The 20,510-nt window shown below is 74.9% G+C and carries 20 protein-coding genes; 15 read left to right on the top strand and 5 right to left on the bottom strand.

Going from position 1 to position 20,510, the window contains the following annotated elements; genetic code table 11:
- Positions 1 to 3 precede the first annotated feature (3 nt).
- The 11 genes from ACIGNX_RS11965 to ACIGNX_RS11915 all read left to right on the top strand — a co-directional run bounded on the left by ACIGNX_RS11965 (position 4) and on the right by ACIGNX_RS11915 (position 11,156).
- Positions 4 to 987 (top strand): LLM class flavin-dependent oxidoreductase, encoded by a 984-nt coding sequence (locus ACIGNX_RS11965; protein ID WP_396539029.1) that lies wholly within the window; start codon positions 4 to 6, stop codon positions 985 to 987.
- Complete coding sequence (locus ACIGNX_RS11960; protein WP_396539027.1) at positions 980 to 2,161, top strand: MFS transporter; 1,182 nt, start codon at positions 980 to 982, stop codon at positions 2,159 to 2,161. Before ACIGNX_RS11965 ends, ACIGNX_RS11960 begins: the two co-directional genes overlap by 8 nt.
- A complete protein-coding gene (locus ACIGNX_RS11955) occupies positions 2,158 to 2,742 on the top strand; it encodes an NADPH-dependent FMN reductase (protein ID WP_396539025.1) in 585 nt (194 codons plus the stop codon). The genes ACIGNX_RS11960 and ACIGNX_RS11955 overlap by 4 nt, the downstream gene beginning before the upstream one ends.
- Before the next feature lie 11 nt (positions 2,743 to 2,753).
- On the top strand, positions 2,754 to 3,602 hold the full coding sequence (locus ACIGNX_RS11950; protein WP_396539023.1) for a TIGR03621 family F420-dependent LLM class oxidoreductase: 849 nt from the start codon (positions 2,754 to 2,756) through the stop codon (positions 3,600 to 3,602).
- A gap of 47 nt (positions 3,603 to 3,649) precedes the next feature.
- Positions 3,650 to 4,477, top strand: coding sequence for an SDR family NAD(P)-dependent oxidoreductase (locus ACIGNX_RS11945; RefSeq protein ID WP_396539021.1), 828 nt, complete (start codon positions 3,650 to 3,652; stop codon positions 4,475 to 4,477).
- 78 nt (positions 4,478 to 4,555) lie between these two features.
- Positions 4,556 to 5,356, top strand: coding sequence for an SDR family NAD(P)-dependent oxidoreductase (locus ACIGNX_RS11940; protein WP_396539020.1), 801 nt, complete (start codon positions 4,556 to 4,558; stop codon positions 5,354 to 5,356).
- 43 nt (positions 5,357 to 5,399) lie between these two features.
- Complete coding sequence (locus tag ACIGNX_RS11935; RefSeq protein ID WP_396539018.1) at positions 5,400 to 6,467, top strand: methyltransferase; 1,068 nt, start codon at positions 5,400 to 5,402, stop codon at positions 6,465 to 6,467.
- 183 nt (positions 6,468 to 6,650) lie between these two features.
- Positions 6,651 to 8,108, top strand: coding sequence for a LuxR C-terminal-related transcriptional regulator (locus ACIGNX_RS11930; protein WP_396539016.1), 1,458 nt, complete (start codon positions 6,651 to 6,653; stop codon positions 8,106 to 8,108).
- Positions 8,109 to 8,288: 180 nt separating this feature from the next.
- A complete protein-coding gene (locus ACIGNX_RS11925; protein WP_396539014.1) occupies positions 8,289 to 9,497 on the top strand; it encodes a vanadium-dependent haloperoxidase in 1,209 nt (402 codons plus the stop codon).
- A 48-nt stretch (positions 9,498 to 9,545) separates the two neighbouring features.
- Positions 9,546 to 9,707: a hypothetical protein gene (locus ACIGNX_RS11920; protein WP_396539012.1), complete on the top strand. Its 162-nt coding sequence runs from the start codon at positions 9,546 to 9,548 to the stop codon at positions 9,705 to 9,707.
- 102 nt (positions 9,708 to 9,809) lie between these two features.
- Positions 9,810 to 11,156, top strand: a complete 1,347-nt coding sequence (locus ACIGNX_RS11915; RefSeq protein WP_396539010.1) for an alpha/beta hydrolase — start codon at positions 9,810 to 9,812, stop codon at positions 11,154 to 11,156.
- A 4-nt stretch (positions 11,157 to 11,160) separates the two neighbouring features.
- Here ACIGNX_RS11915 and ACIGNX_RS11910 read toward each other — a convergent pair whose 3' ends face one another.
- Positions 11,161 to 11,439 (bottom strand): hypothetical protein, encoded by a 279-nt coding sequence (locus ACIGNX_RS11910; protein ID WP_396539008.1) that lies wholly within the window; start codon positions 11,437 to 11,439, stop codon positions 11,161 to 11,163.
- 287 nt (positions 11,440 to 11,726) lie between these two features.
- Here ACIGNX_RS11910 and ACIGNX_RS11905 point away from each other — a divergent pair, with 287 nt between their 5' ends.
- Both ACIGNX_RS11905 and ACIGNX_RS11900 read left to right on the top strand, forming a co-directional pair.
- Complete coding sequence (locus ACIGNX_RS11905; protein WP_396539006.1) at positions 11,727 to 12,341, top strand: peptidase inhibitor family I36 protein; 615 nt, start codon at positions 11,727 to 11,729, stop codon at positions 12,339 to 12,341.
- A 163-nt stretch (positions 12,342 to 12,504) separates the two neighbouring features.
- Complete coding sequence (locus ACIGNX_RS11900) at positions 12,505 to 13,770, top strand: hypothetical protein (RefSeq protein WP_396539004.1); 1,266 nt, start codon at positions 12,505 to 12,507, stop codon at positions 13,768 to 13,770.
- 10 nt (positions 13,771 to 13,780) lie between these two features.
- On the opposite strand, the gene ACIGNX_RS11895 is transcribed toward ACIGNX_RS11900, so the two are convergent.
- From ACIGNX_RS11895 to ACIGNX_RS11885, 3 genes are all read right to left on the bottom strand, one after another.
- On the bottom strand, positions 13,781 to 14,380 hold the full coding sequence (locus ACIGNX_RS11895) for a dihydrofolate reductase family protein (RefSeq protein ID WP_396539002.1): 600 nt from the start codon (positions 14,378 to 14,380) through the stop codon (positions 13,781 to 13,783).
- A complete protein-coding gene (locus ACIGNX_RS11890) occupies positions 14,377 to 15,216 on the bottom strand; it encodes a metalloregulator ArsR/SmtB family transcription factor (RefSeq protein WP_396539000.1) in 840 nt (279 codons plus the stop codon). The genes ACIGNX_RS11895 and ACIGNX_RS11890 overlap by 4 nt, the downstream gene beginning before the upstream one ends.
- Positions 15,217 to 15,392: 176 nt before the next feature.
- Positions 15,393 to 16,214 (bottom strand): SDR family NAD(P)-dependent oxidoreductase, encoded by an 822-nt coding sequence (locus tag ACIGNX_RS11885; RefSeq protein ID WP_396538998.1) that lies wholly within the window; start codon positions 16,212 to 16,214, stop codon positions 15,393 to 15,395.
- Between the two features lie 109 nt (positions 16,215 to 16,323).
- On the opposite strand from ACIGNX_RS11885, the gene ACIGNX_RS11880 reads away from it, so the two are divergent.
- Both ACIGNX_RS11880 and ACIGNX_RS11875 read left to right on the top strand, forming a co-directional pair.
- Positions 16,324 to 16,923, top strand: a complete 600-nt coding sequence (locus ACIGNX_RS11880) for a TetR/AcrR family transcriptional regulator (protein WP_396538996.1) — start codon at positions 16,324 to 16,326, stop codon at positions 16,921 to 16,923.
- 167 nt (positions 16,924 to 17,090) lie between these two features.
- Positions 17,091 to 18,692 (top strand): ATP-binding cassette domain-containing protein, encoded by a 1,602-nt coding sequence (locus ACIGNX_RS11875; protein WP_396538994.1) that lies wholly within the window; start codon positions 17,091 to 17,093, stop codon positions 18,690 to 18,692.
- A 54-nt stretch (positions 18,693 to 18,746) separates the two neighbouring features.
- Here ACIGNX_RS11875 and ACIGNX_RS11870 read toward each other — a convergent pair whose 3' ends face one another.
- Positions 18,747 to 20,510: a hypothetical protein gene (locus ACIGNX_RS11870; RefSeq protein ID WP_396538992.1), complete on the bottom strand. Its 1,764-nt coding sequence runs from the start codon at positions 20,508 to 20,510 to the stop codon at positions 18,747 to 18,749.

Genomic DNA, 20,510 nt, shown 5'->3' with positions numbered 1-20,510 from the left:
GGTATGGACGTCGGCTTTCTCTTCGACCTGCGCAACCCCGCGCAGTGGGAACGGCCGTGGGCGGACCACTACGCGCGCAGCCTGGAGCTGTGCGAGGAGGCCGACCGGCTCGGCGCGAACGGCGTGTGGTTCACCGAGCACCACCTCTTCCCGGACGGCTACCTGCCCCAGCCGTTGACGTTCGCCGCCGCGGCGGCCGCGCGCACCCGCACCGTCCGCATCGGCACCGCCGTCACCCTCCCGGCCCTGCGCGCGCCGGCGCACCTGGCCGAGGAGGCGGCCGTCGTGGACCTGATCAGCGGCGGGCGGCTGGAGCTGGGCATGGGCGCGGGCTACCGCAAGCCCGAGTTCGACCTGGTCGGGGCGGACCACGGCCGCCGCTTCGCCGAGACCGAGCGCGTCATCGCCGAGGTGCAGCGGCTGTGGCGGGAGGGCGGCATCACCCCGCTGCCGCTGCAGGACCCCGTCCCGCTGTGGGGCGGCTTCTACGGCCCGCGCGGCGCGCGCATCGCCGGACGCCTCGGCATCGGCCTGCTGCACATCTCGCCCGAGATGTTCCGGCACTACCGCGACGGCCTCGTCGAGGGCGGGCACGACCCGGCGTCGGCCCGCGTGTCCGACCTGCTGCCGGTGCTGCTCGCCGACGACCCGGACGCGGCCTGGTCGCGCGTCGCACCGCACCTCGCGCACCAGATGAACAGCTACCGGCAGCTCTCCGTCCAGGGCACGGACGCGCCACCGCCGCCGCTGCTGGAGCCCGGCGAGTTCCGCGACCGCCGCGAGGAGGGGCCGTGGGGCGCGTTGGAGATCATGACGCCGGGGGAGGCCGCCGCCCGCATCCGCGAACGCACGCAGGGGCTGCCCGTGCAGCACCTGATCTTCTGGGCCAGCGTCGGCGCGATGCCGGACGACCTGGTCACCCGGCACCTGGAGCTGGTCAGCCGCGAGCTGGCTCCCCTGCTCGACAAGGTGCCCGCCGGTGCGTGACGGCGTCGAGCGGGACCGCGGGGCGTGGGCGCTGCTGTTCGTCCTGTCGGGCAACATGCTGCTCGACGCCCTCGAGGTCTCCGCGGTGCTCCCGGCGCTGACCCCGCTCAGCGCCGGGTTCGCCATCTCCACCCTGGACGCGCAGTGGGTGATGAGCGGCTTCGCGCTCGGGTTCGCGCTGCTGCTCGTGCCCGGGCCGCACCTCGCCGCCCGCCTCGGCCGCAAGCGGCTCTACCTGGGCGCGATGCTGCTGTTCGCGGTGGCGTCCGTGGTCGCCGGGCTGACCGACTCGCTCGGCGTGCTCGTCGCGACCCGCGTGGTGAAGGGGTTCTGCGCCGCGCTCACCGCGCCCGCGGGCCTGGCGATCATCGTGTCGGTGTTCGACGGCGCGGCCCGGCGGCGGGCCGTGTCGGTCTACTCGCTGTTCGGCGCGGCGGGCTTCACCTCGGGGTTGCTGCTGTCCGGCGTGCTGAGCGGCGCGGACTGGCACTGGACGTTCCTGTTCCCCGCGCCGGTCGCACTGGTGCTGTTCGCCGCCGGGCTCCGGGTGGTCCCGCCCGCGCCGGCCACGCCGCCGCCACCGCTGGACGCCACCGTGCTGCGGGACGGCTCGCTGCTGCGCGCCGGGTTCGGCGCGGCCGTGCTGAACGGCACTTACATCGGGCTGATGCTGCTGGTCACCACGCAGCTCGCCCACCTGGCGCCGTGGCAGCTCGCCCTGGCGCTGCTGCCCGCGAGCCTGCCGCTGGTCCTGGCCGCGCCGCACGGCGCGCGGCTCGTGCGCCGGTTCGGCACGGCCCGGCTGATCGCGGCCGGCGCGCTGTGCTCGCTCGCGGGCAACGCCCTGCACCTCGCCCGCCCGACCGCGCAGCCGTACGCGACGACCGTCCTGCCGGTGCTGCTGCTGGTCGAGGCCGGGTTCGTGCTGGCGTTCGTGGCGCTGAACCTCCAGGCCACCGCGACGGTCCCGGCCGAACGGCGCGCCGCCGCGGTGCCGGTCTACCAGGCCGCCGTGCAGCTCGGCTCGGTCGTGTCGCTGCCGCTGGTCGCGCTGCTGCTCGCCGCCGGCGGGCCGCGCGCGGCGATGGTGCTGGTCACCTCGGTCGCGGCGGTCGGGGCGGCCGTCGCGCTCACCGGCCTCCGCGCCGCCACCACAGGAAGGGTCCCGACATGACCGGAGAACCGCTCTCCCTCCTCGTCGTCGTGGGCAGCGTCCGCGACGGCCGCTTCGCGCCGACCGCCGCCCGGTGGTTCGCCACCGTCGCCCGCACCCACCCCGACTTCCGGGTGGAACTGCTCGACCTGCTCGACTACCCGCTGCCCCTGGTGCTGCCCGAACCCGGCAGGCAACCCGACGCGGGCACCGCGCGGGTGCGCGACGCGCTGGGCCGCAAGCTCGCCGCCGCCGACGCGTTCGTCGTCGTCACGCCCGAGTACAACCACGCGCCGCCTGCCGTGCTGAAGAACGCGATCGACTGGTTCAACGCCGAGTGGAACGCCAAGCCGGTCGGGTTCGTGTCCTACGGCGGCGCGGGCGCGGGCCTGCGCGCGGTCGAGCACCTGAGGCACGTGTTCGCCGAACTGCACGCCACCACCGTCCGCGAGTCCGTCAGCTTCACCAACGTCTGGGACCTCTTCGCCGACGGCGCGCCGCGCGACGCGGCGGGCAGCGAGGCGGCGGCCAAGGTGATGCTCGACCGGCTCGCCTGGTGGGGCTCGGCACTGCGCGCGGCGCGGGCCGCGCGCCCGTACTGAAGGGGGAGCACGTGACCACCGTGCACGACCGGCCGTTCCGCTTCGCCGTCACCGTCTTCACGCCCGTCGAACGCGACGAGTGGGTGGCCAGGGCGAGGCTCGCCGAGCAACTGGGCTACGACGTGGTGCAGGTGTCCGACCACCTCGGGATGCCCGCGCCGCTGCCGACGCTGCTGCTCGCCGCCGAGGCCACCGAGCGCGTGCGCCTGGGCACGCTCGTGCTCAACACGACCTTCTACCAGCCCGAGGTGCTGGCCCGCGACCTGCGCACGATCGACCGCTACGCGGGCGGGCGCGTCGAGGTCGGCCTGGGCGCGGGGTACGAGCGCGGGCAGTTCGACGCGGCCGGCATCCCGTGGACGCCCGCCGCCGAGCGGGTCGCGCACCTGGAGCGGACCGTCGAGCGGATCAAGGACTCGACCACGGTCCCGGTCCTGGTGGCCGGGCGCGGCGACCGGGTGCTGCGGCTGGCCGCCGAGCGCGCCGACGTCGTGGCGTTCACCGGGACCACCCGGGTCCGCGACGGCGAGGGTCTCAAACTGGGCACGATCGAGGAGTTGACAGATCGCGTGGAATTCGTGCGCGCGCACCTCGGCGACCGCGTCCACGAGGTCGAACTCAACATTCCGGTGCACCGCGTATTGCCACCGGGCGGTGCGCACGCGATCACCGATGTGTGGCAGAATGATCTCGACCTCACGACCGACCAGTTGGTCGAGCTGCCGTCAATGCTGATCGGCACACCCGAAGAATGCGTGGAGCAACTGCACGAGGCGCGCAAGCGATTCGGCATCTCCTACTTCAGCGTCCTCGAACCCGAGATGATGTCGTTCGCCCGGGTCATCGAGGCGATGCGTTAGCGCGCATCAGGACACCGCACGCGACAAACGAGAACAGGGAGCATGGGTTGAAGAGGACATTCGTGATCACGGGCGCCACCGACGGCATCGGCGCGGCCGTGGCGCGGGCGCTGTTTACCCGGGGGGACCACGTCGTGGCGCTGGGCACGAACCCCCAGAAGGGCGCGGCGCTGGTCGGCGAGGCGGAACGCGCCCCCGGCTCCCTGGAGTTCGTGCGCGCCGACCTGAGCCTGGTGTCGAACAACCGGCGCGTGGTGGAACAGCTCCTCGACGCCAACCCGGCGATCGACGGGCTGGTGATGTGCGCCCGGTTCTTCCGCACCTACCGGCGGGAGACGGCCGAGGGCCTGGAGGACAACTTCGCGCTGTTCTACCTCAGCCGGCTGCTGTTCAGCTACGGGCTGCGCCCCGCGCTGGAGAAGACCGAGCGCCCGGTGATCGTCAACGTGGCGGGCCCGGGGCACGACACCCCGGTCGCGTGGGACGACCTGCAGAGCAAGCGCCGCTACGACGGCGTGAACGCGATGTTCATGACCGGCCGGCTGGACGACCTGCTCGGCGTGACGTTCGCCGAGCGGTACGGCGACGGGCCGGTGCGCTACGTCCTGTTCCACCCCGGCACCACCTCGACCGGCTTCGTGGGTGAGTTCGACCCGCCGACCGCGATGTACATCGAGCAGCAGAAGGCGCTGGCCAAGCCCGCCACCGCCGTCGTGCCGCCGATCGTGCGGCTGCTGGACAACCCGCCGGCCGAGCCGCTCACGGCGTTCAACATGTACACGCAGATGAGCATCCACAACGGCCTGTTCTCGAAGAAGGACGCGGCCAGGTTGACCGCGCTGACCGAAGAGCTGCTGGAGCGCATCGAGGGGTGAGTGCCGCGACGGCCCCCGGACGTGGTGGGAAGCGCCCGTCCGGGGGCCGTCGGCCGACGACGGTCAGGAGGGGTGTTCGTGGAGTTGGGGTTGAGCGGCAAGCGGGCGCTGGTGACCGGGTCGAGTTCCGGCATCGGGGCGGCCGTGGCCGACCTGCTGGCCGCCGAGGGGGCGGACGTCGTGGTGCACGGCCGCGACCGCGACAAGCTGGCCGTGGTGGCGGACAAGGTCCGCGGTCACGGCCACCGGGTCGACGTCGCGGTGGGCGACCTGTCGACCGACGCGGGCGCCGAGGAGGTGGTGCGCGCGGCGAGCGCGGGCGGGCCGGTCGACATCCTCGTCAACAACGCGGGCGGCACGGACCTGGTGCCCTGGTCGGCGGCCGACCCGGACCTGTGGGTCGCGTCCTACCAGGTCAACGTGGTGTCCGCGGTCCGGATGATCCACGCGTTCGTGCCCGCCATGCGGGAGCGCGGCTGGGGTCGCGTGGTGCAGGTCGGCGGCGGCCTGGCCACCCAGCCGATCGCGTTGCAGCCGCAGTACTCGGCGGCGCTGGCCGCCCGGCACAACCTCGCGGTGTCGCTGGCGCGCGAGCTGAAGGGCACCGGGGTGACCTCGAACGTGGTCTCGCCCGGACCGGTGATGGTGGAGTACATGCGCGAGTGGCTCGCCCGGGTCGGGCCGGAACGCGGCTGGGGCACGGAGCTCGCGGAGATCGAGCGGCGCGCGGCGGCCGAGTGGGTGGCCAACGACGTCGGCCGGTACGGCACGCCCGAGGAGGTGGCCGCCGCCGTGGCCTACCTCGCGAGCCGCCAGGCCGACTACGTGACCGGGGCCGTGCTGCGCGTCGACGGCGGTTTCGTGGCGGCCGTGTCGTGACGGCCGCCGGGGTGTCGATCAACCAACTGATGGGAGTCCGGTGATGCACGGCGCTCAATTCGCGGAGGACGACGGCAACGCGCCCGTGCTGCCCGCGGCGGCCCGCGACAGCGCGCGGGACCTGGTGTTCCACCTCGCCTCGGTGAAGTGGTCGATCGGGACGATCCGCGCCGTGGTGCAGCTGGGCATCCCGGACCTGCTGGCCGACGGCCCCGGCACGGCCGGCGAGCTGGCGGCGATGGCCGGCGTGGACGCCTCCCGGCTGCGCCGGGTGCTGTCGGCCGCGGCCACGGCGGGCGTGCTGGTCGAGGACGGCGCGGGCCGGTTCTCGCTCACCCCGGCCGCCGACGGGCTGCGGGTCGGCGGCCCAGGCGGGTTCCGGGACGTGTTCCTGTTCCTGACCGACCCGATGATGTGGCGGCCCTACGAGGACGTGGCGCACGCGGTGCGCACCGGCGAACCGGCGTTCGACCACCTGTTCGGCGAGCCGTTCTACGAGCACCTGCGCGGCGACCCGGCCGCCTCCGACCTGTTCGACCGGGCCATGGTGCAGAACGACGGCCCGGAGACCTACGACCTGTTCGACGACCTCGACCCGCGCCGGTACCGCCGGATCGCCGACGTCGGCGGCGGCCGGGGCAGCTTCCTGGCCGAACTGCTGCGCCGCCACCCCGGCGTGTCGGGCGCGGTCTGCGACCACCCGCTCGCCATCGCGGGCGCGGCCGACGAATTCGCCCGCTGCGGGGTGGCCGACCGGGCCGAGGCCATCGAGACCGATTTCTTCGACAAGGTGCCGAGCGGGTTCGACGCTTATCTGGTCAAGCGCTCGTTGCAGAATTGGGAGGACGCCGACGCGGTCCGCGTGCTGGCGAAGGTCCGGGAGGCGATCGGCGACGATCGTGACGCTCGGTTGTGGATTGTCAACCACCTTCTCACCCGTTCAGGTGTACCCGATCTGGGTAAGCTCTCGGATATAGAGATGATGGCCATTCTGGGTGGTCGTGAAAGGGGATGGGGGGACTGGACCCGGCTGGGGGCTGAGGCCGGTTTCGCACCGGTCTGCGAACCGGGCGCCGGGCGTGTCACGCTGCTGACCTTCCGCCCGATCTGATCACGTGTCGGCCCGCAGCGTCGCGGACCGCGATCCACGGTGAGGCGCGGCGCGCGGGCGTTCGCACCCCGTGGAAACGCTCCGGCGGGCGCTGCCGCCGCAGGCCGTCGGGAGCGCTGAGGCGAAACGACAACGTCGTGCTCGCGGCCGTGGCGTCCGGGCACGCGGATCTTGGGGGTGTGTGTGGAGCACGACGTCGAACGGTCCGCCGGTACGGGTCGCCGCGTCCCGGCGGAGCGCCGGCTGCCCGACAACCTCGGCCTCGACGGGTTGTCCCTGGAGCAGGTGCGCCGGACCAGGGCCCGGTTGGTGGAACGCGGTCGGTGGGGCGAAGCCGACCAGGTGGTGCGGGAGGTGATCGACCTGCTGGCCGCGGGCCCGGCGGGTGTGCGCGGGCCGCAGCTGGGCGGCCTGGTGTACGTGCCGGGCGGCCCGTCGCCGGACGACGAGGAGTGCGCCCGCGCGGCGGTGGCGGGCGTGCCGGAGGAGCAGCGGCTCGCGGCGCGGGCCGTGCAGCTGGCCAACCGGGGCGCGGACCGGGCGGGCACGGTGGCCGCCGCGACCCGGCTGCTCGCGCTGCCCGGTGGGCGCGAGCCGGGCGCGTTCTGGTGCGCGGTCCTGGCCCTGGCCTACGCCGACGAGCTGGACACGGCGATGGACCACAGCCTCCGGGCGATGCGCAGCCCCGACGTGATCGGCTTCGGCGAGGCGCGGGGCGTGGTGGCCCTGCTGGTGGCCCGGCTGATGTGGTTGGGCGGTGACCCGGGCGGCGCGGCCAGGGTGCTGGCCGGGTCGTTGCGCCGGGACGTGTGCCAGCAGATCCGCAGCGTCGCCGTGGCGTGGTGGGTGTCGGCGCTGGTGGACCTGGGCGAGCTGGACCGCGCGCACGACCTGCTGCTGGAGCACGGTTTCAGCGGCGTGCTGACCGGTGTGCAGGACCGGGCGGAGCTGTTGATGGCCCGTGGCGCGCTGCGGTTCGCGCTCGGGCAGTACGACCGGGCGCTGGAGGACTTCCTGGAGTGCGGGCGGGACCTGACGGCGTGGGGCGTGACGAACCCGGCGGTCGCGCCGTGGCGGTCGAGGGCCGCCGTGTGCGCGCACGCCGTGGGCCGCACGGACCTCGCGCAGGCGCTGGTGTCGAAGGAGATGGCGGCGGCCCGGCGGTGGCGCAGCCCGCGTTCGGTGGCCGTGGCCTCGCACGCCGCCGCGCTGGTCGCCGGTGGCGAGCCCGCGTCGCTGCGCGAGGTCGTGGCGCTGCTGGACGGCTCGGGCGCGGTGGGCGACTCGCTGCACGCCCGGTACGACCTGGCGCTGGCGCTGGGCACCCGGGAGCTGCACGGTGAGGCGCGCAAGACGCTGGAGGCGGTGCGGGACACGGCCCGGCGGACGGGGTACGCGATGTGGTCGGTGCGGGCGGAGGAGGCGTTGACCACGATGGCGGCGCTGGACCGCGCCCGCGGGTTGACCAGGCAGGAGCGCAAGATCGGCGAGCTGGCGCGGACGGGGCGCAGCAACCGGCAGATCGCCGAGGAGCAGTACCTGACCGTGCGCACGGTCGAGTTCCACCTGTCCCGCGTGTACCGCAAGCTGGGGCTGGCGGGTCGTCGCGACCTGAGGGCGATCCTCACGCCCCTGTCCTGACGCCGTGCGGGGCGTCCGGCGCGCCCGGGCGCCCCGGCTCGGCGGCGTGGCGGGCGAAAGTCCTTCTGACACCGACATTTCCGCCGCCGTCCCGCGCCGAACAGTAGCGGAGCCGCGGGTGGCCCTCCCGCCATCTGGGCGTTGTGGACAGTGCTTCCGTTGCCTCCCAAGGTCTCCTCCATGAGAAGAGTTCTTGCCGTGGCGCTCGTGGGCGCCTTCGCGGTGGCGGGAGCGGCCCCGGCCGTCGCGGCACCGCAGCGCCGGACCGACGTGGTGGCCGAGTGGTACGACGTGACGGCGGCGACGGTGGCCGCCTCCGGGGTGACCGCGCAGTCGACCAACAGCCGCACCTGGGCGATCGGCTGGCTCGCCGCCGCCCGCGCGGTCCGCGACGTCGCACCGGCCCAGCGCGACCGGGCCGACGCCGCCCTGGCCTCGGCCGTGCACACCGCGCTGGCGGCGCTGGTCCCCGGTCGCCGGGCCGAGCTGGACGCCGCGTTGCGCACGACGCTCGACCGCCTCCCGTCGACCGGGCAGCGCGAGCGCGGGGTGGCCGACGGGGCGCGGGAGGCGCGGGACCTGCTGGCCGAGCGGGAGGGCGACGGCCTCGACCCGGCCTCGGTCAACGCGCCGTTCGAGCTGCCGCCCGCCGCCCCGGGCCGGTGGCAGCCGACCCCACCGGCGTTCGCGCCGCCGCAGCAGGCGGGCAACCGGCTGGCCCGGCCGTTCCTGCTGGCCCGCGCCGACCAGTTCCGGCTGCCGCCCCCGCCCGCGGTGGACTCGCCGCGCGACCGGGCGGACCTGGCCGAGGTCCGCGCCTACGGCGCCGCCGACAGCGCGGTCCGCACCCCGGCGCAGACGGAGACGGCCCAGTTCTGGTTCCAGGGCTCGTTGGTCGGCTTCACCGAGCCGCTGCGCGCGGCCGTCACCCAGTCCGGTGAGTCGTCCGCCCGGCGGGCCACGCTGGTCGCCGCGTTCCACGTGATCCTCGTCGACACCCAGATCGCGACCTCGGACACCAAGTACACCTACCTGCGGTGGCGTCCGGTCACCGCGATCCGGGCCACCATCGATCCACAGTGGACCCCGCTGCACGCCACCCCGGCCCACCCGGACTACCCGAGCGGCCACAACACCTATGCCGGCGCCGCGGAGGTCGTGCTGACCGCGTTCGCCGGGCCCGCCGCCCGCCGGCCGTTCACCACCACCAGCCCGACCGCGCCGGGTGTCACCCGGACCTACCAGCGGTGGGCCGACCTCACGAAGGACAACGTGGACGCCCGCGTCTGGTCCGGCATCCACAGCCGCACGGCGGACGAGGCGGGCGTCGTCCTCGGCCGGCGCGTGGCCCAGTTCGGCCTCACGCGGTTCCAGCACCTGCTGGGCTGACCCCTGTGCCCGGCTGGTGGGCGGTAACGTCCACCAGCCGGGCATCCCTTGACGCGACGGGAATCCTGCCCCTCCCGCGGCGGGGAACGGCCGTCCACGACGTGGCCCGGGTCGGTGGTGGCGGAACCGCGGCGGGACCCGCTGGTGCACGCGGCGGACGACGCCGACGTGCGCCACGCGGGGGAGGAGGTGTTGGGCGGTGCCCGGTGACGGCACGACCCGCGTGACGTCGGTGCCTGCCCGCCGGAGGTCTTGCGCCGGCGACCGACCCGCCGGGAGACTGCACGCCTCCGCTCACGGTTGGGGGACTCCATGCGGACGTTGCTCGTCACCGCGCTGACCGCGGGCCTGCTCGTGGTCGCGCCGCGGGTCGAGGCCGCGCCGATCGCCTGGCAGCCGTGCCCGGACGCGCCGACCGCCGAGTGCGGCACGGTGTCCGTGCCGCTGGACTGGTCCGAGCCCGGGGGCCCGAGGACCGACCTGGCGGTGTCACGGGTCCGCGCGACCGATTCCGCCCACCGGATCGGCGTGCTCTTCGTGGACGCGGGCGGACCGGGCGGCTCGGGCGCGGAGTTCGCCCGCGCGCCCTACCTGAGCGCCGAGGTGCGGGCCCGGTACGACGTGGTCGGCTTCGACCAGCTCGGCACCAACAACAGCTCGGCGATCCGGTGCTCGCCGGACCTGTTGGCGGCCAACCCCGGCGACGACCCGGCGGACGCGGCCGCGTTCGCCGCGCTGGCCCGGCACAACCGCGCGGTGCGCGACGACTGCCGGGCCCGCAACCCGGTGTTCGACCACGTGGACACGGCCCGGTCGGCCCGGGACCTCGACGCGGTGCGCCAGGCGCTGGGGGAGCGGCGGATCAGCTTCTACGGCATCTCCTACGGCACGCTGCTCGGGCAGCAGTACGCCGAGCTGCACGGCTCCCGCGTCCACTCGATGGTGCTGGACGGCGTGATCGACCACAGCGCCGACCTGCGCCGGTTCGTGCTCGACCGGGCGCACGCGCTGGAGGAGGCGTTCGACGTCTTCGTCGCGTGGTGCGCGGAGAACGCGGCCTGCGCCCTGCACGGCCGGGACGTCCGCGCGGCGTGGGAAGGGGCCCTGGCGCGGGCGGACGAGATCGGCCTGGGGCAGCGCTCGCTGATCCACTGGGCGTACGGCGAGGTCCGCGACGGCGCGTGGGAGGGCCTGGCGTCGCTCATCGCGGACGTCGGCGGCCCGAGGGCCGCGGAGTTCGAGCCGAACTACGACTCGCTGCGCTACGCCGTGGTGTGCCAGGACTTCGCGCTGCGGTTCGCGGGCTTCGGCGAGTACCGGGCGTTGCGGCGGGCCGAGCTGCGCGCCGCCCCCACGTTGCGCGGCACGTACCTGGGGCACGAGGAGGCCGCCACGTGCATCGGCTTCACCGACCCGCCCGCCAACCCGCCGCACCGCCTCCGCGTCGACCAGGTGCCGTCGCTGCTCCTGCTGAGCAGCCGCTACGACGTGGCCACGCCCCACCGGTGGGCCCGGAGCGTGCAGCGGCAGGCGGCCGGGTCGCACCTGGTGACCTACGACGGGCCGGGTCACGGCGTCTACCACGCCAACGACTGCACCCGGGCCGCCGCCGACGCCCACCTGCTCGGCACGGCGCCCGCGCGCGACGTGACCTGCTGACGGCTCAGGCGTCGCCGCGCATCGAGCGGCGGATCTCCTCGAGCTTGTCGAGCCCGGCCTGCCGGCGCGCCTCGAACCGCTCCTCGACCTCCCTGGCCTCGGAGGTGGCGTCGGCCAGCTCGCCGGCGCCGACGCTGGTGGCGAACCGGCCCTCGATCCGATCCCGGACGTGCTCGAACGTCGGCACGCCGTCCTCGGTGTAGTCGGCGGCCGGCACCACGGGCGGAGCGGTCTCGTGCTCGACGACCTCGGCGTCGATCACCGGCTCGCGGTCCCCGTTCATCGTCAACCCCGTTCGTCGTGCGGACCACCGACCCTACCCCGCGAGCACGGCCCGGGCCTCCGGGCTGACCGCACCACCCCGTCTTCCCCGGCTCGCACCCACGAGCCGGAGCGCTCCGCCCTGCACACGGGGCACGACCGCCGCTGCGGCCACTCCGCCCCGTGACCGGGCCCCGGTGAGGGCGTCCCGATCGAGTGGAGTGCCGGCCGTGCGGTACTGATCTCCGGCGGGTTCCACGACCCTCGGGGTGGGTGCCAACCGCGCCCGACCGTCACGAGGAGGGGAACATGGAGATCACGTCCAACGTCCGGCGGGCGCTCGTCCGGTCCGGAGCGGTCGTCTCGGCGGTGGTGCTGGCGTCGTTGGCCGTCCACCCGGCGGCCGACGCGGCGGCGACGGGGCCGCTCGCGCCCGACGTGGCCCGGGCGCTCGCCGGGCACCCCGGCGGCGTCCAGGTCAGCGACAACGCGGTGGCGTGGGCCGGCGGTCGGGTCGTCCTGGTCCTGGCGTCGCCCGGCGAGGCCGTGGCGCCGAAGGGGCTCGGCGCCAACCCCCGGCACCGGGCGGTGCGCGCGGCGGGCCTCACCGGGCTGGTCGACCCGGCCGGGGTGCGGGACGTGCACGGCTGCCCGTCCGGGGTGACGAAGAAGGACAACTACTGCTTCTACGAGAACCGGGACTTCGGCGGTCACCGGTGGCAGTTCGCCGACACGTGCGCCGACAGCGCCGGCGACTGGGGCTTCTCCAACAAGACGTCGAGCTGGGTCAACACCGACACCGACAAGACCATCATCGCCTACTCCGGCAGCACCAGGCTGTGGGACGAGCCGGAGAAGAGCGTCTCCAGCTACGTGGGCGACGCCAAGAACGACAAGATGACGAGGTGGGACTGCCACTCGTAGCGGAACACCGTGCCCGAGCCGGGTGTCGCCCCCGAGGGTGATGCCCGGTTCCGTTCGTTCGCGTGCGGTTCTGTCCTGTCGTGTCAGTGACAGGTAGTGGTTCAGACCATAACGTGAGGTGACGCCGCCGCTGTCCGCCCTGCCACGCAGAGGAGTTCCGCTCGTGAGGACAGCACGCACGATCACCGCGATGGCCGCCGCGGCCCTGGCGTCGGCGGCCTTCACCTCCGGGGTGCCCGCCACCGCCCCGGCCGCCACCAATCCGGCCGCCACCGCCCCGGCCGCCACCAATCCGGCCGCCACCAATCCGGCCGCCACCAATCCGGCCGCCACCAATCCGGCCGCCACCAATCCGGCCGCCACCAATCCGGCCGCCACCAACCCGGCCACCACCAACCCGGCCACCACCAACCCGGCCACCGGACCGGTCACCGACTGGGGCCGGATGCTCGCCCAGCAACCGCTCGTGCGCACCGCCGACACCATCCAGGCCGAGGTGCGGCGCGGCGGGCACGCCGGGTTCGCCGGCCTCGTCCTGGAGGACGACCACGTCGCCCTGTGGTGGAAGGGCGAGGTGCCCGTCGCCGTGCGCGCGGCGGCGTCGCGGGGCGAGGCCCCGGTGACGTTCGAACCCGCCCGCCACTCCAACGCCGAACTGCGCGAGGCCGCGAAGGTCGTGCAGGCGCAACGCGGGCCCGGCGTGCACGCGATCAAGGTGCCCGCCGACGGCAGCGGCCTGGTGCTCGGCGCGACCTCGGCGTTCGCCACCGCCGCCGTGCACGTCGACGTGCCGGTGCGCACCGTGGTCGAGGAGCCGCTGGCGCCGGTGTCCCGGCAGAACGACGCACCGCCGTGGAAGGGCGGCGCGACGATCGTGCTCGGCAACGCCGCCTGCACGTCCGGGTTCTCCGTCCGCAACGGCGACAACGCCCGGTTCCTGCTGACCGCGGGCCACTGCGGCAACCCCGGCGTGCGCGTCACCGACCCCACCGGCGAGTACATCGGGACGGCCGGCGCCAAGCACGGCGACCACGACATCATGCTGGTCCCGACCGGCAACGTGGTGAACCAGCAGTACGTCGGCGGTGGCGACAGCAACTCCACCGAGGTCGTGCGCGGCTGGGGTGACGTCTACACCGGCGAGTACCTGTGCCAGTCCGGGGTGACCAGCGCCCGGGAGACCGGTGCGCCCGTGTGCGACATCAAGGTCCTCTTCTTCTACGCCGACCGGGAGGACCTCGTGGAGGGCGAGCAGGTGAACGGTCGCCCGGCCGCGCGCCCCGGTGACAGCGGCGGTCCCGTGTACGGCCCGTCGTCGGCCGGTGGCGTGATCGCCAAGGGCACCGTGACGAGGGCGGCGGGCTCGCGCATCGGCTTCCAGGACTTCCGGACCGCCAACCGCGACTTCGGCGTCTACATCCCGCTGTGACCGGCGGCGGTCAGCGGACGCGGTCGTAGACCGCCGCGACCTCGCCCAGGGCGCCGGTCTCGTGGTGGGCGAGCACCCACTTCGAGGCCGGCAGCCCGTCGTCGAACAGCCGCTCGCCGCCACCGGCGATCTCGGGGCAGACCAGCAGGTGCAGCCGGTCGACCAGGTCCGCCGCGAGCAGCGGCTTGATCACGCTGGGGCTGCTGTTGACGAGGATGTCCCCGCCGCCCGTCGCCTTCAGCCCGGCGACGACGTCCGCGGCCGGCGCGTCGACCACCCGGGTGCGCTCCCACGGCGACTCGGTCAGGGTCGTCGACAGCACCACCTTCTCCACGTCGACCAGCCACCGCGCGTAGCCGCGGTCGCGCGGGTCGGCGCTCTCGTCCGCGGCGACGGACGGCCAGAACCCCAGGAAGCCCTCCGCGTTGCGGCGGCCGAGCACCGCCGTGGTGGCGTTCCGCCACGTGCGGGTCATGTGGTCCCGGGCGACGTCGGTCACCGCGTAGGGCACGATCGCGCCGAGGTCGCCCGGCCCGCCCGCGCCGTGGTAGCGGCCGTCGAGGGTGAGGCTCAGGTTGGCGGCGACCCTGCGGCCGGTGGGGTTGCTCATGGTCGTGGTCCTTCTCCGGTGTGGTCCTGGTCGGTCTCGTGCGCCGACGCGGCGACCGCGTCGGCGAGGTGGTCGAGCACCTGCCCCCAGCCCGTGCCGATGCCGGCGACGTGGGGCACGGCCTCGACCGCGGTGTCGGTGATGCGCAGGTCGACCCGCAGCAGGGTGCCGCCGGCGGCCTCGGCGAGCGTCACGTCGTAGTGGCCCGTGAACGAGACCGCCCCGGCCGCGTCCAGCACCGAGAGGTCGAACGCGAGCCGTTCCGGCGCCCGCGCGACGCGCACGACGCCCTCCGAGCGGTACCGCCCGTCCGCGTCGCGGTACTCCAGGACGGCCCGCCCACCCGGGCGGGGCTCCACGACGCACTCGGCGACCTTCAGCGACGGCGGCGCCCACCAGGACGCCAGCAGGTCGGGCTCGACCCAGTGCCGCCACACGACGTCGCGCGGCGCGGCCAGCGGCCGTTCGAACGAGAACACCCGCCCGTCGGCCCACCCGTCGCCGTCCGCCGCCGCCATGTCCGCCTCGACGGCGGCGCGGTAGCGCGCGATGACGTCCCGCTCGCCCTCGTGCGCCTCGCCGGTCGCGACCAGTTCCCGCAGGCGGCGCACCAGCGCCTCCAGCGGGGCGGTCTCGATCGCGTAGACCCGCCGCTGCCCCAGCGGGGTGACGGAGACGAGGCCGGCGCGGGCGAGCGTCTGCAGGTGCTTGGTGGTCTGCGGCTGGCGCGAGCCGGTCAGCTCGGCCAGTTCGCCCACGGAGCGGGGTCGCTCGGCGAGCAACTCCACGAGCCGCCACCGGGTGGCGTCCCCCAGCGCTGATGCGATCCGGTCCATGCGACGAAGTATTCATCACTTAGAATATTCGTGTCAAGGAATTCTTTGTGGCCCGGTCGCGGCGCCGACTCGGTCTCGCCGGTCGGACAACGCCTGGCGCGGTGGCCGGGAGTCGATCGAGCCGCTGCGCCGGGCGGTTGACCGCGGGTGTGCCACCGCCCGGTGCGCGGGGTGGGTCAGCCCGCGTCCCGGCTGAGGTGCTCCCACCGGGCCAGCTCGGCGCCGCGGGCCCGGGTCAGGTCCACCACCACGTCGTAGGCGGCGCTGCCCAGGACCAGCCGCTTCGGCGGCTCGGGCAGGTCCACGACCCGCAGCAGGACCGACGCGGCCAGGCGCGGGTCGCTGTCGACCGAACCGCTCCACAGCTCGGCGAGCCGGGTGCGCAGCGGGGCGTAGGCCGGGTTCTCGTCGGTGGTGGTCAGGCCGCGGGTGAACAGGTCGGTCACGTAGCCGCCCGGCTGCACGATCGTCACGTGGACCCCGAAGCGCTCGACCTCCGCCGCCAGCGCCTCGCTCAGGGCGTCCAGCGCCGCCTTGCCCGCGCTGTACAGGCCGGTCGCCGCGAAACCGCCGGCCGAACCCATCGACGACACCTGGAGGAGGTGGCCGGAGCCCTGCTCGCGCAGGAGCGGCACCACCGCCTGGGCCACCCACAGCGCGCCGAAGAAGTTCGTGTCGAGGTGGGCGCGGGCCTGCTCCTCGGTGAGCTCCTCGACCATGCCCAGCACCACGCCGCCCGCGTTGTTGACCACGACGTCCAGCCGGCCGAACGCCTCGAACGCCCGGCGCGCGCCGGCGACCACGGCCGCGCGGTCGGCGACGTCCAGCGGGAAGGCGACGAGCCTGCCGGCCGCCGTCCCTACCAGGTCGTGCAACGGGGTGACGTCACGGGCGACGCCGACGACCCGGTCACCCGCCGCGAGCGCGGCCTCGGTGAACGCGCGGCCCAGGCCGCGTGAAGCGCCGGTGATGAACCAGGTCCGTTGTTCGCGGGTCATGTCCGCCCTTCCGTAGTGAAACGAGACGTCTCGTCTCGATAAGAGAACCGTAAGTGGTGGGGAACCGCCGAGTCAAGACGAACCGTCTCGTTCCCGGTAGAGTGCGCCCATGGCACCCGGCACCACGCGGAACGGCACCCGGCGCAGCGAGCGGTCCCGGGTCGCGATCCTGACCGCGACGCGCGAGCTGATCGGGGAGGTCGGGTACGCCAAGCTGACGATCGAGGCCATCGCCGCGCGGGCCGGCGTCGGCAAGCAGACGATCTACCGCTGGTGGCCGTCCAAGGGCGCGGTGGTCTTCGACTCCCTGCTGGCGCTGGGCGAAGCGCCCGACGGCGGCAGGGAGCTGCCGGACACCGGTGACGTCGAGGCCGACCTCAAGGCCGTCCTGCGGGCGACCGCCGCCGAGTTCTCCGACCCCGCGTTCGAGGCCCCGATCCGGGCCCTGAACACCGAGATCATCAACGACCCCGAGCTGGCGGCCCTCTACCGGGAGAAGATGGAGGGCCCGACGCGGGCGGCGAAGCTGCGGCGGCTGCGCAGCGCCCGGGACGCGGGCCAGCTCGCCGCCGACGCCGACCTGGACCTCCTGGTGGACCTGCTGTTCGCGCCCCTGGCGCAGCGCTGGCTCCTGCGCTCCGGACCGCTGGACGACGACTTCGCCGACGCGCTGGTCGACGCCGCCCTGCGGGCGTTCCGCCCGGCCTGAGCCACCGGACCGGAAACCGGGTGCCGCGACCACCCGGCTTGCCTATCCTGGCCGACGTGGTGCAGCACCTGTTCTTCCTCTGAGGGACGACGCCTCCACCGGTACCGCGAACCGCGCTACCGGTCCTCGTCCTTCCTGCTCATCACGTTTCCCGGAGGCGGTTCCCCATGGCGTCACCCCTTTCGCCCGCGCGCGTGCGCGCGGTGCACGTCCGCGCGTCCGACGTGCACCTCTCCTTCGACGGGCGGCCCGTGCTGGCCGGCGTCGACCTCGTGGCCTCCGCCGGCGACCGGGTCGCGGTGGTCGGCGAGAACGGTCGCGGCAAGACCACCCTGCTGCGGGTGCTCGCGGGCCACCTGCCCGTCGACCGCGGCGAGGTGCGCCGCGCCGGCTCGACGGCCGTCGCCGACCAGCGGATACCGCTCGACCTCACGGCCACCGTGGGCGACCTGGTCGACCTCGAGCTGGCGGGCGTCCGGTCGGCGCTGGCCCGCCTGGACGACGCCACCGCCGCGCTCGCCGAGGGCCGTCCCGGCGCGGACGACGCCTACGCCGCCGCCCTCGCCGAAGCCGAGGCGCTCGACGCGTGGGACGCCGACCGGCGGGTCGGGGTCTCGCTGGCCGCGCTGAACGCCGTGGACGACCGGACCCGCCCGCTGGGCACCCTGTCGGTCGGGCAGCGCCACCGGGTCCGGTTGGCGTGCCTGCTCGGCGCGGGGCACTCCGTGCTGCTGCTGGACGAGCCGACCAACCACCTCGACGCGAGCGGGCTCGACCACCTCACCGAACGGCTGCGCGCCCACCCGGGCGTGGTCGTGCTGGTCAGCCACGACCGGGCGCTGCCGGCGGACGTGGCCACCGCGGTGGTCGACCTCGACCCGTCCAGCGACGGCAGGCCGCGGGTGTACGGCGGTGGCCACGCGGGCTACGTCGAGGGCCGGCGGGCCGAACGGGCCCGGTGGGAGGCGGCGCACGCCGAGCAGGTGGCCGAGCGCCGGCGCCTGGCCGACGACCTGGACGCGGCCCGGAACCGGCTGCGCGACAACTGGCGGCCCGGCAAGGGGCACGGCAGGCACGAGCGCGCCACGCGCGCGCCCGGCCTGGTCCGCGCGGTGCACCGGAGGCAGGCGGAGCTGGCCGCGCACGTCGTCGCGGTTCCACCGCCGCCGGCCGCGTTCGCCATGCCCGAACTGCCGGCGCACGACGGCGGGACCCTGGTGCGGGCGGTGGGGGTGTCCGCGGCCGGGAGGCTGGACCGCCCGGTCGACGTGGCGCTCGGTTCCGGGGACCGGCTGGTGGTCACCGGGCCGAACGGCGCGGGCAAGTCGACGTTGCTCGCGGTGCTGGCGGGGGAGTTGGCGCCGGGCACGGGCCGGGTGGTCCGGGCCCGGTCGGCGCGGATCGGGTGGCTGCGCCAGGAGTCCGAACCGGTGGGCGGGCGCACGGCGACCGAGCTGTACGACGAGCGGTCGGCGAGGTCCGGCCAGGCGGTGCCGGAACTGGCGGACCTGGGCCTGCTACCCGCCCACGACCTCCACCGCCCGGTGGACGGGCTGTCGGTGGGCGGGCGGCGCAGGCTGGACCTGGCCCTGCTCCTCGCCGCGCGCCCGCACCTGCTGCTGCTGGACGAGCCGACGAACCACCTCTCGGCCGCCCTGGTGGACGACCTGACCGCCGCCCTGACCGCCACGGCCGCCGCCGTCGTGATCGTCACGCACGACCGGCAACTGCTGCGCGACACCGCTTCCTGGCCGCGGCTGGCCCTCTAGCCGACCGGGGGGAGAACCGGCCCGTGCCGTCGTGGGGCGGCGCGGGCCGGTCGGTCAGGTGGTGGGGCGGCCGGTGCCGGCGCTCAGCGGGGCGGGCCAGGCGGCCGGGTCCGACGGGTCGTCCGGCGCGGTCGCGCAGAGCAGGTAGTGGCGCGGGGTCAGGGCGTTCACGTAGGCGGGCAGGGCGGCCATGCAGCGGGCGTGGGCCTGTTCCGGCGTCCGCACCGCGTCCGTCGCGGTCAGGTGGGCGACCAGCGGGCGGCCGTCGAGCGACCGGTGGACCCGGGTCGTCGCCGGGGCGAGCGCCTCGTCCAGCAGGGCCTGCACCTCGGCCAGGTCGACCCAGCAGTTGTCGACCAGCACCCAGTCCGGCGGGCGGGCGATCGGGTCCAGCCCGATCAGCTCGCGGATCCGGGCCGCGTCCAGGTCGCCGTGCGCCGCGCCGACCAGCAGCCGTTCGACGGCCAGCAGCAGCGACTCCAGCTCGGCCCTCGGCACCAGGCCGGTGTCCGCGCTCCACAGGTCGAGCCGCAGCGCGTCGTCCACCTGGTTGAGCCCGAACCGCACCGGCGTCCCGTTGCGGTGCACCGGTCGCGCCCGCAGCTCGGTCCGCGCCAGCGCCGCCGCGATCTGCTCCGGCCGGTGCTTCACGCCCGCGTTGGCGCCCGACCACGACTCCGGCACCAGGCTGTTGAACAACGGGTCGTAGAGGAACCGCAGCCCGCGCTCCTCCTCGATCCGCTCACTCACCGCGGCCCGTTCCGCGCCGTCGTACCCGGCGTGCCTGCTCGCCTCCAGCACTGCCGTCCACGTGACCTTCACCAGCTCGTCGAAGCTCCGGTCACCCACCGGCACGGTGACGAGGCCGCCCTGCGCCAGCGTGCCGACGTACCCGGCCAGGCGGCGGTCGAAGCGGTTGCTCGACAGCAGCGGGAACACCAGCTCGCGGTAACCGGTGCGCCGCGCCAGCACCGCGCACACGGCGCTGAGCACGACACCGGAGCGGCTGGCCCTGGTCCGCACCGCGACCGACCGCACCGCCATGGCCGCCGCCGGGGACACCAGCTCCACCGCCAGCGACTCGCCGGACGCCCGCGTGCCCGGCAACGAGTACAGCCGGCGCGGCACCCGCCGCGACTGCTCCCGCACGTGGCGCAGCGCCGACTCGGCCCGCCGCCGCTGCACGGGCGTCGCCTCCAGCTCCGCCTGGTCCAACGGCTGGTGCCGGGGCGGCCCCACCCGCCGCCGCGCGGGGTCGGCCAGCGCCTCGGCGAACTCGCGCTTCACGACCTCGATCGCGCCCAGGTCGACGGCCAGGTGCGAGAACCCGGCGGCGCAGGCGACGACCACCCCCTCGGCCACGGCCACCGCGACCCGCAGCGCGGTCGCCTCCGTGCCGCGCCGTCCGCGCAGCCACCCGACGAGCTTCCCGGCCACCCAAGGCCGGTCCCGCGGTCCCCACGCACCCTCCCCGAGGGAGCACACCTCCACCATCACCACGCCGCTCGCCGCCACGACCTGGCGCGGCGGCTCCTCGAACACGTACGAGGTGCGCAGGGCCTCGTGCCGCGCCACCAGCACGGAGACCACTTCGGCGACGTCCTCGACCTTCACGCCCCCGGGCACCGGCAGCTCGACGCACAGCACCGCGTTGGCGTGGTCGGGCGTGAGCTTGAGCCACTGCGCGGTGTTGAGCTGGCCGAGGGTGAGCGGACCCTCGCCCGCCCGCCGACCGGAGAAGGCCACCGGGACCGGGTCGACCGGGGTGAGCCGGACCCGGCGCCGCCGGTGCTGCCCGGTGTCGGAGGAGGTCGCCAT

The organism is Actinosynnema sp. NPDC053489 (assembly GCF_044544865.1).
GTDB lineage: Bacteria > Actinomycetota > Actinomycetes > Mycobacteriales > Pseudonocardiaceae > Actinosynnema.
Note: the sequence above shows the minus strand (reverse complement) of the source record. Positions and strands in the feature narration are given on the sequence as shown.

What these genes read in the sequence shown, in the direction of transcription:
- ACIGNX_RS11965 (WP_396539029.1), top strand. Translation starts at nt 4, where the DNA reads ATGGACGTCGGCTTTCTCTTCGACCTGCGCAACCCCGCGCAGTGGGAA.
- ACIGNX_RS11955 (WP_396539025.1), top strand. Translation starts at nt 2,158, where the DNA reads ATGACCGGAGAACCGCTCTCCCTCCTCGTCGTCGTGGGCAGCGTCCGC.
- ACIGNX_RS11935 (WP_396539018.1), top strand. Translation starts at nt 5,400, where the DNA reads ATGCACGGCGCTCAATTCGCGGAGGACGACGGCAACGCGCCCGTGCTG.
- ACIGNX_RS11925 (WP_396539014.1), top strand. Translation starts at nt 8,289, where the DNA reads ATGAGAAGAGTTCTTGCCGTGGCGCTCGTGGGCGCCTTCGCGGTGGCG.
- ACIGNX_RS11915 (WP_396539010.1), top strand. Translation starts at nt 9,810, where the DNA reads ATGCGGACGTTGCTCGTCACCGCGCTGACCGCGGGCCTGCTCGTGGTC.
- ACIGNX_RS11910 (WP_396539008.1), bottom strand. Translation starts at nt 11,439, where the DNA reads ATGAACGGGGACCGCGAGCCGGTGATCGACGCCGAGGTCGTCGAGCAC.
- ACIGNX_RS11905 (WP_396539006.1), top strand. Translation starts at nt 11,727, where the DNA reads ATGGAGATCACGTCCAACGTCCGGCGGGCGCTCGTCCGGTCCGGAGCG.
- ACIGNX_RS11895 (WP_396539002.1), bottom strand. Translation starts at nt 14,380, where the DNA reads ATGAGCAACCCCACCGGCCGCAGGGTCGCCGCCAACCTGAGCCTCACC.
- ACIGNX_RS11890 (WP_396539000.1), bottom strand. Translation starts at nt 15,216, where the DNA reads ATGGACCGGATCGCATCAGCGCTGGGGGACGCCACCCGGTGGCGGCTC.
- ACIGNX_RS11885 (WP_396538998.1), bottom strand. Translation starts at nt 16,214, where the DNA reads ATGACCCGCGAACAACGGACCTGGTTCATCACCGGCGCTTCACGCGGC.
- ACIGNX_RS11880 (WP_396538996.1), top strand. Translation starts at nt 16,324, where the DNA reads ATGGCACCCGGCACCACGCGGAACGGCACCCGGCGCAGCGAGCGGTCC.
- ACIGNX_RS11875 (WP_396538994.1), top strand. Translation starts at nt 17,091, where the DNA reads ATGGCGTCACCCCTTTCGCCCGCGCGCGTGCGCGCGGTGCACGTCCGC.
- ACIGNX_RS11870 (WP_396538992.1), bottom strand. Translation starts at nt 20,510, where the DNA reads ATGGCGACCTCCTCCGACACCGGGCAGCACCGGCGGCGCCGGGTCCGG.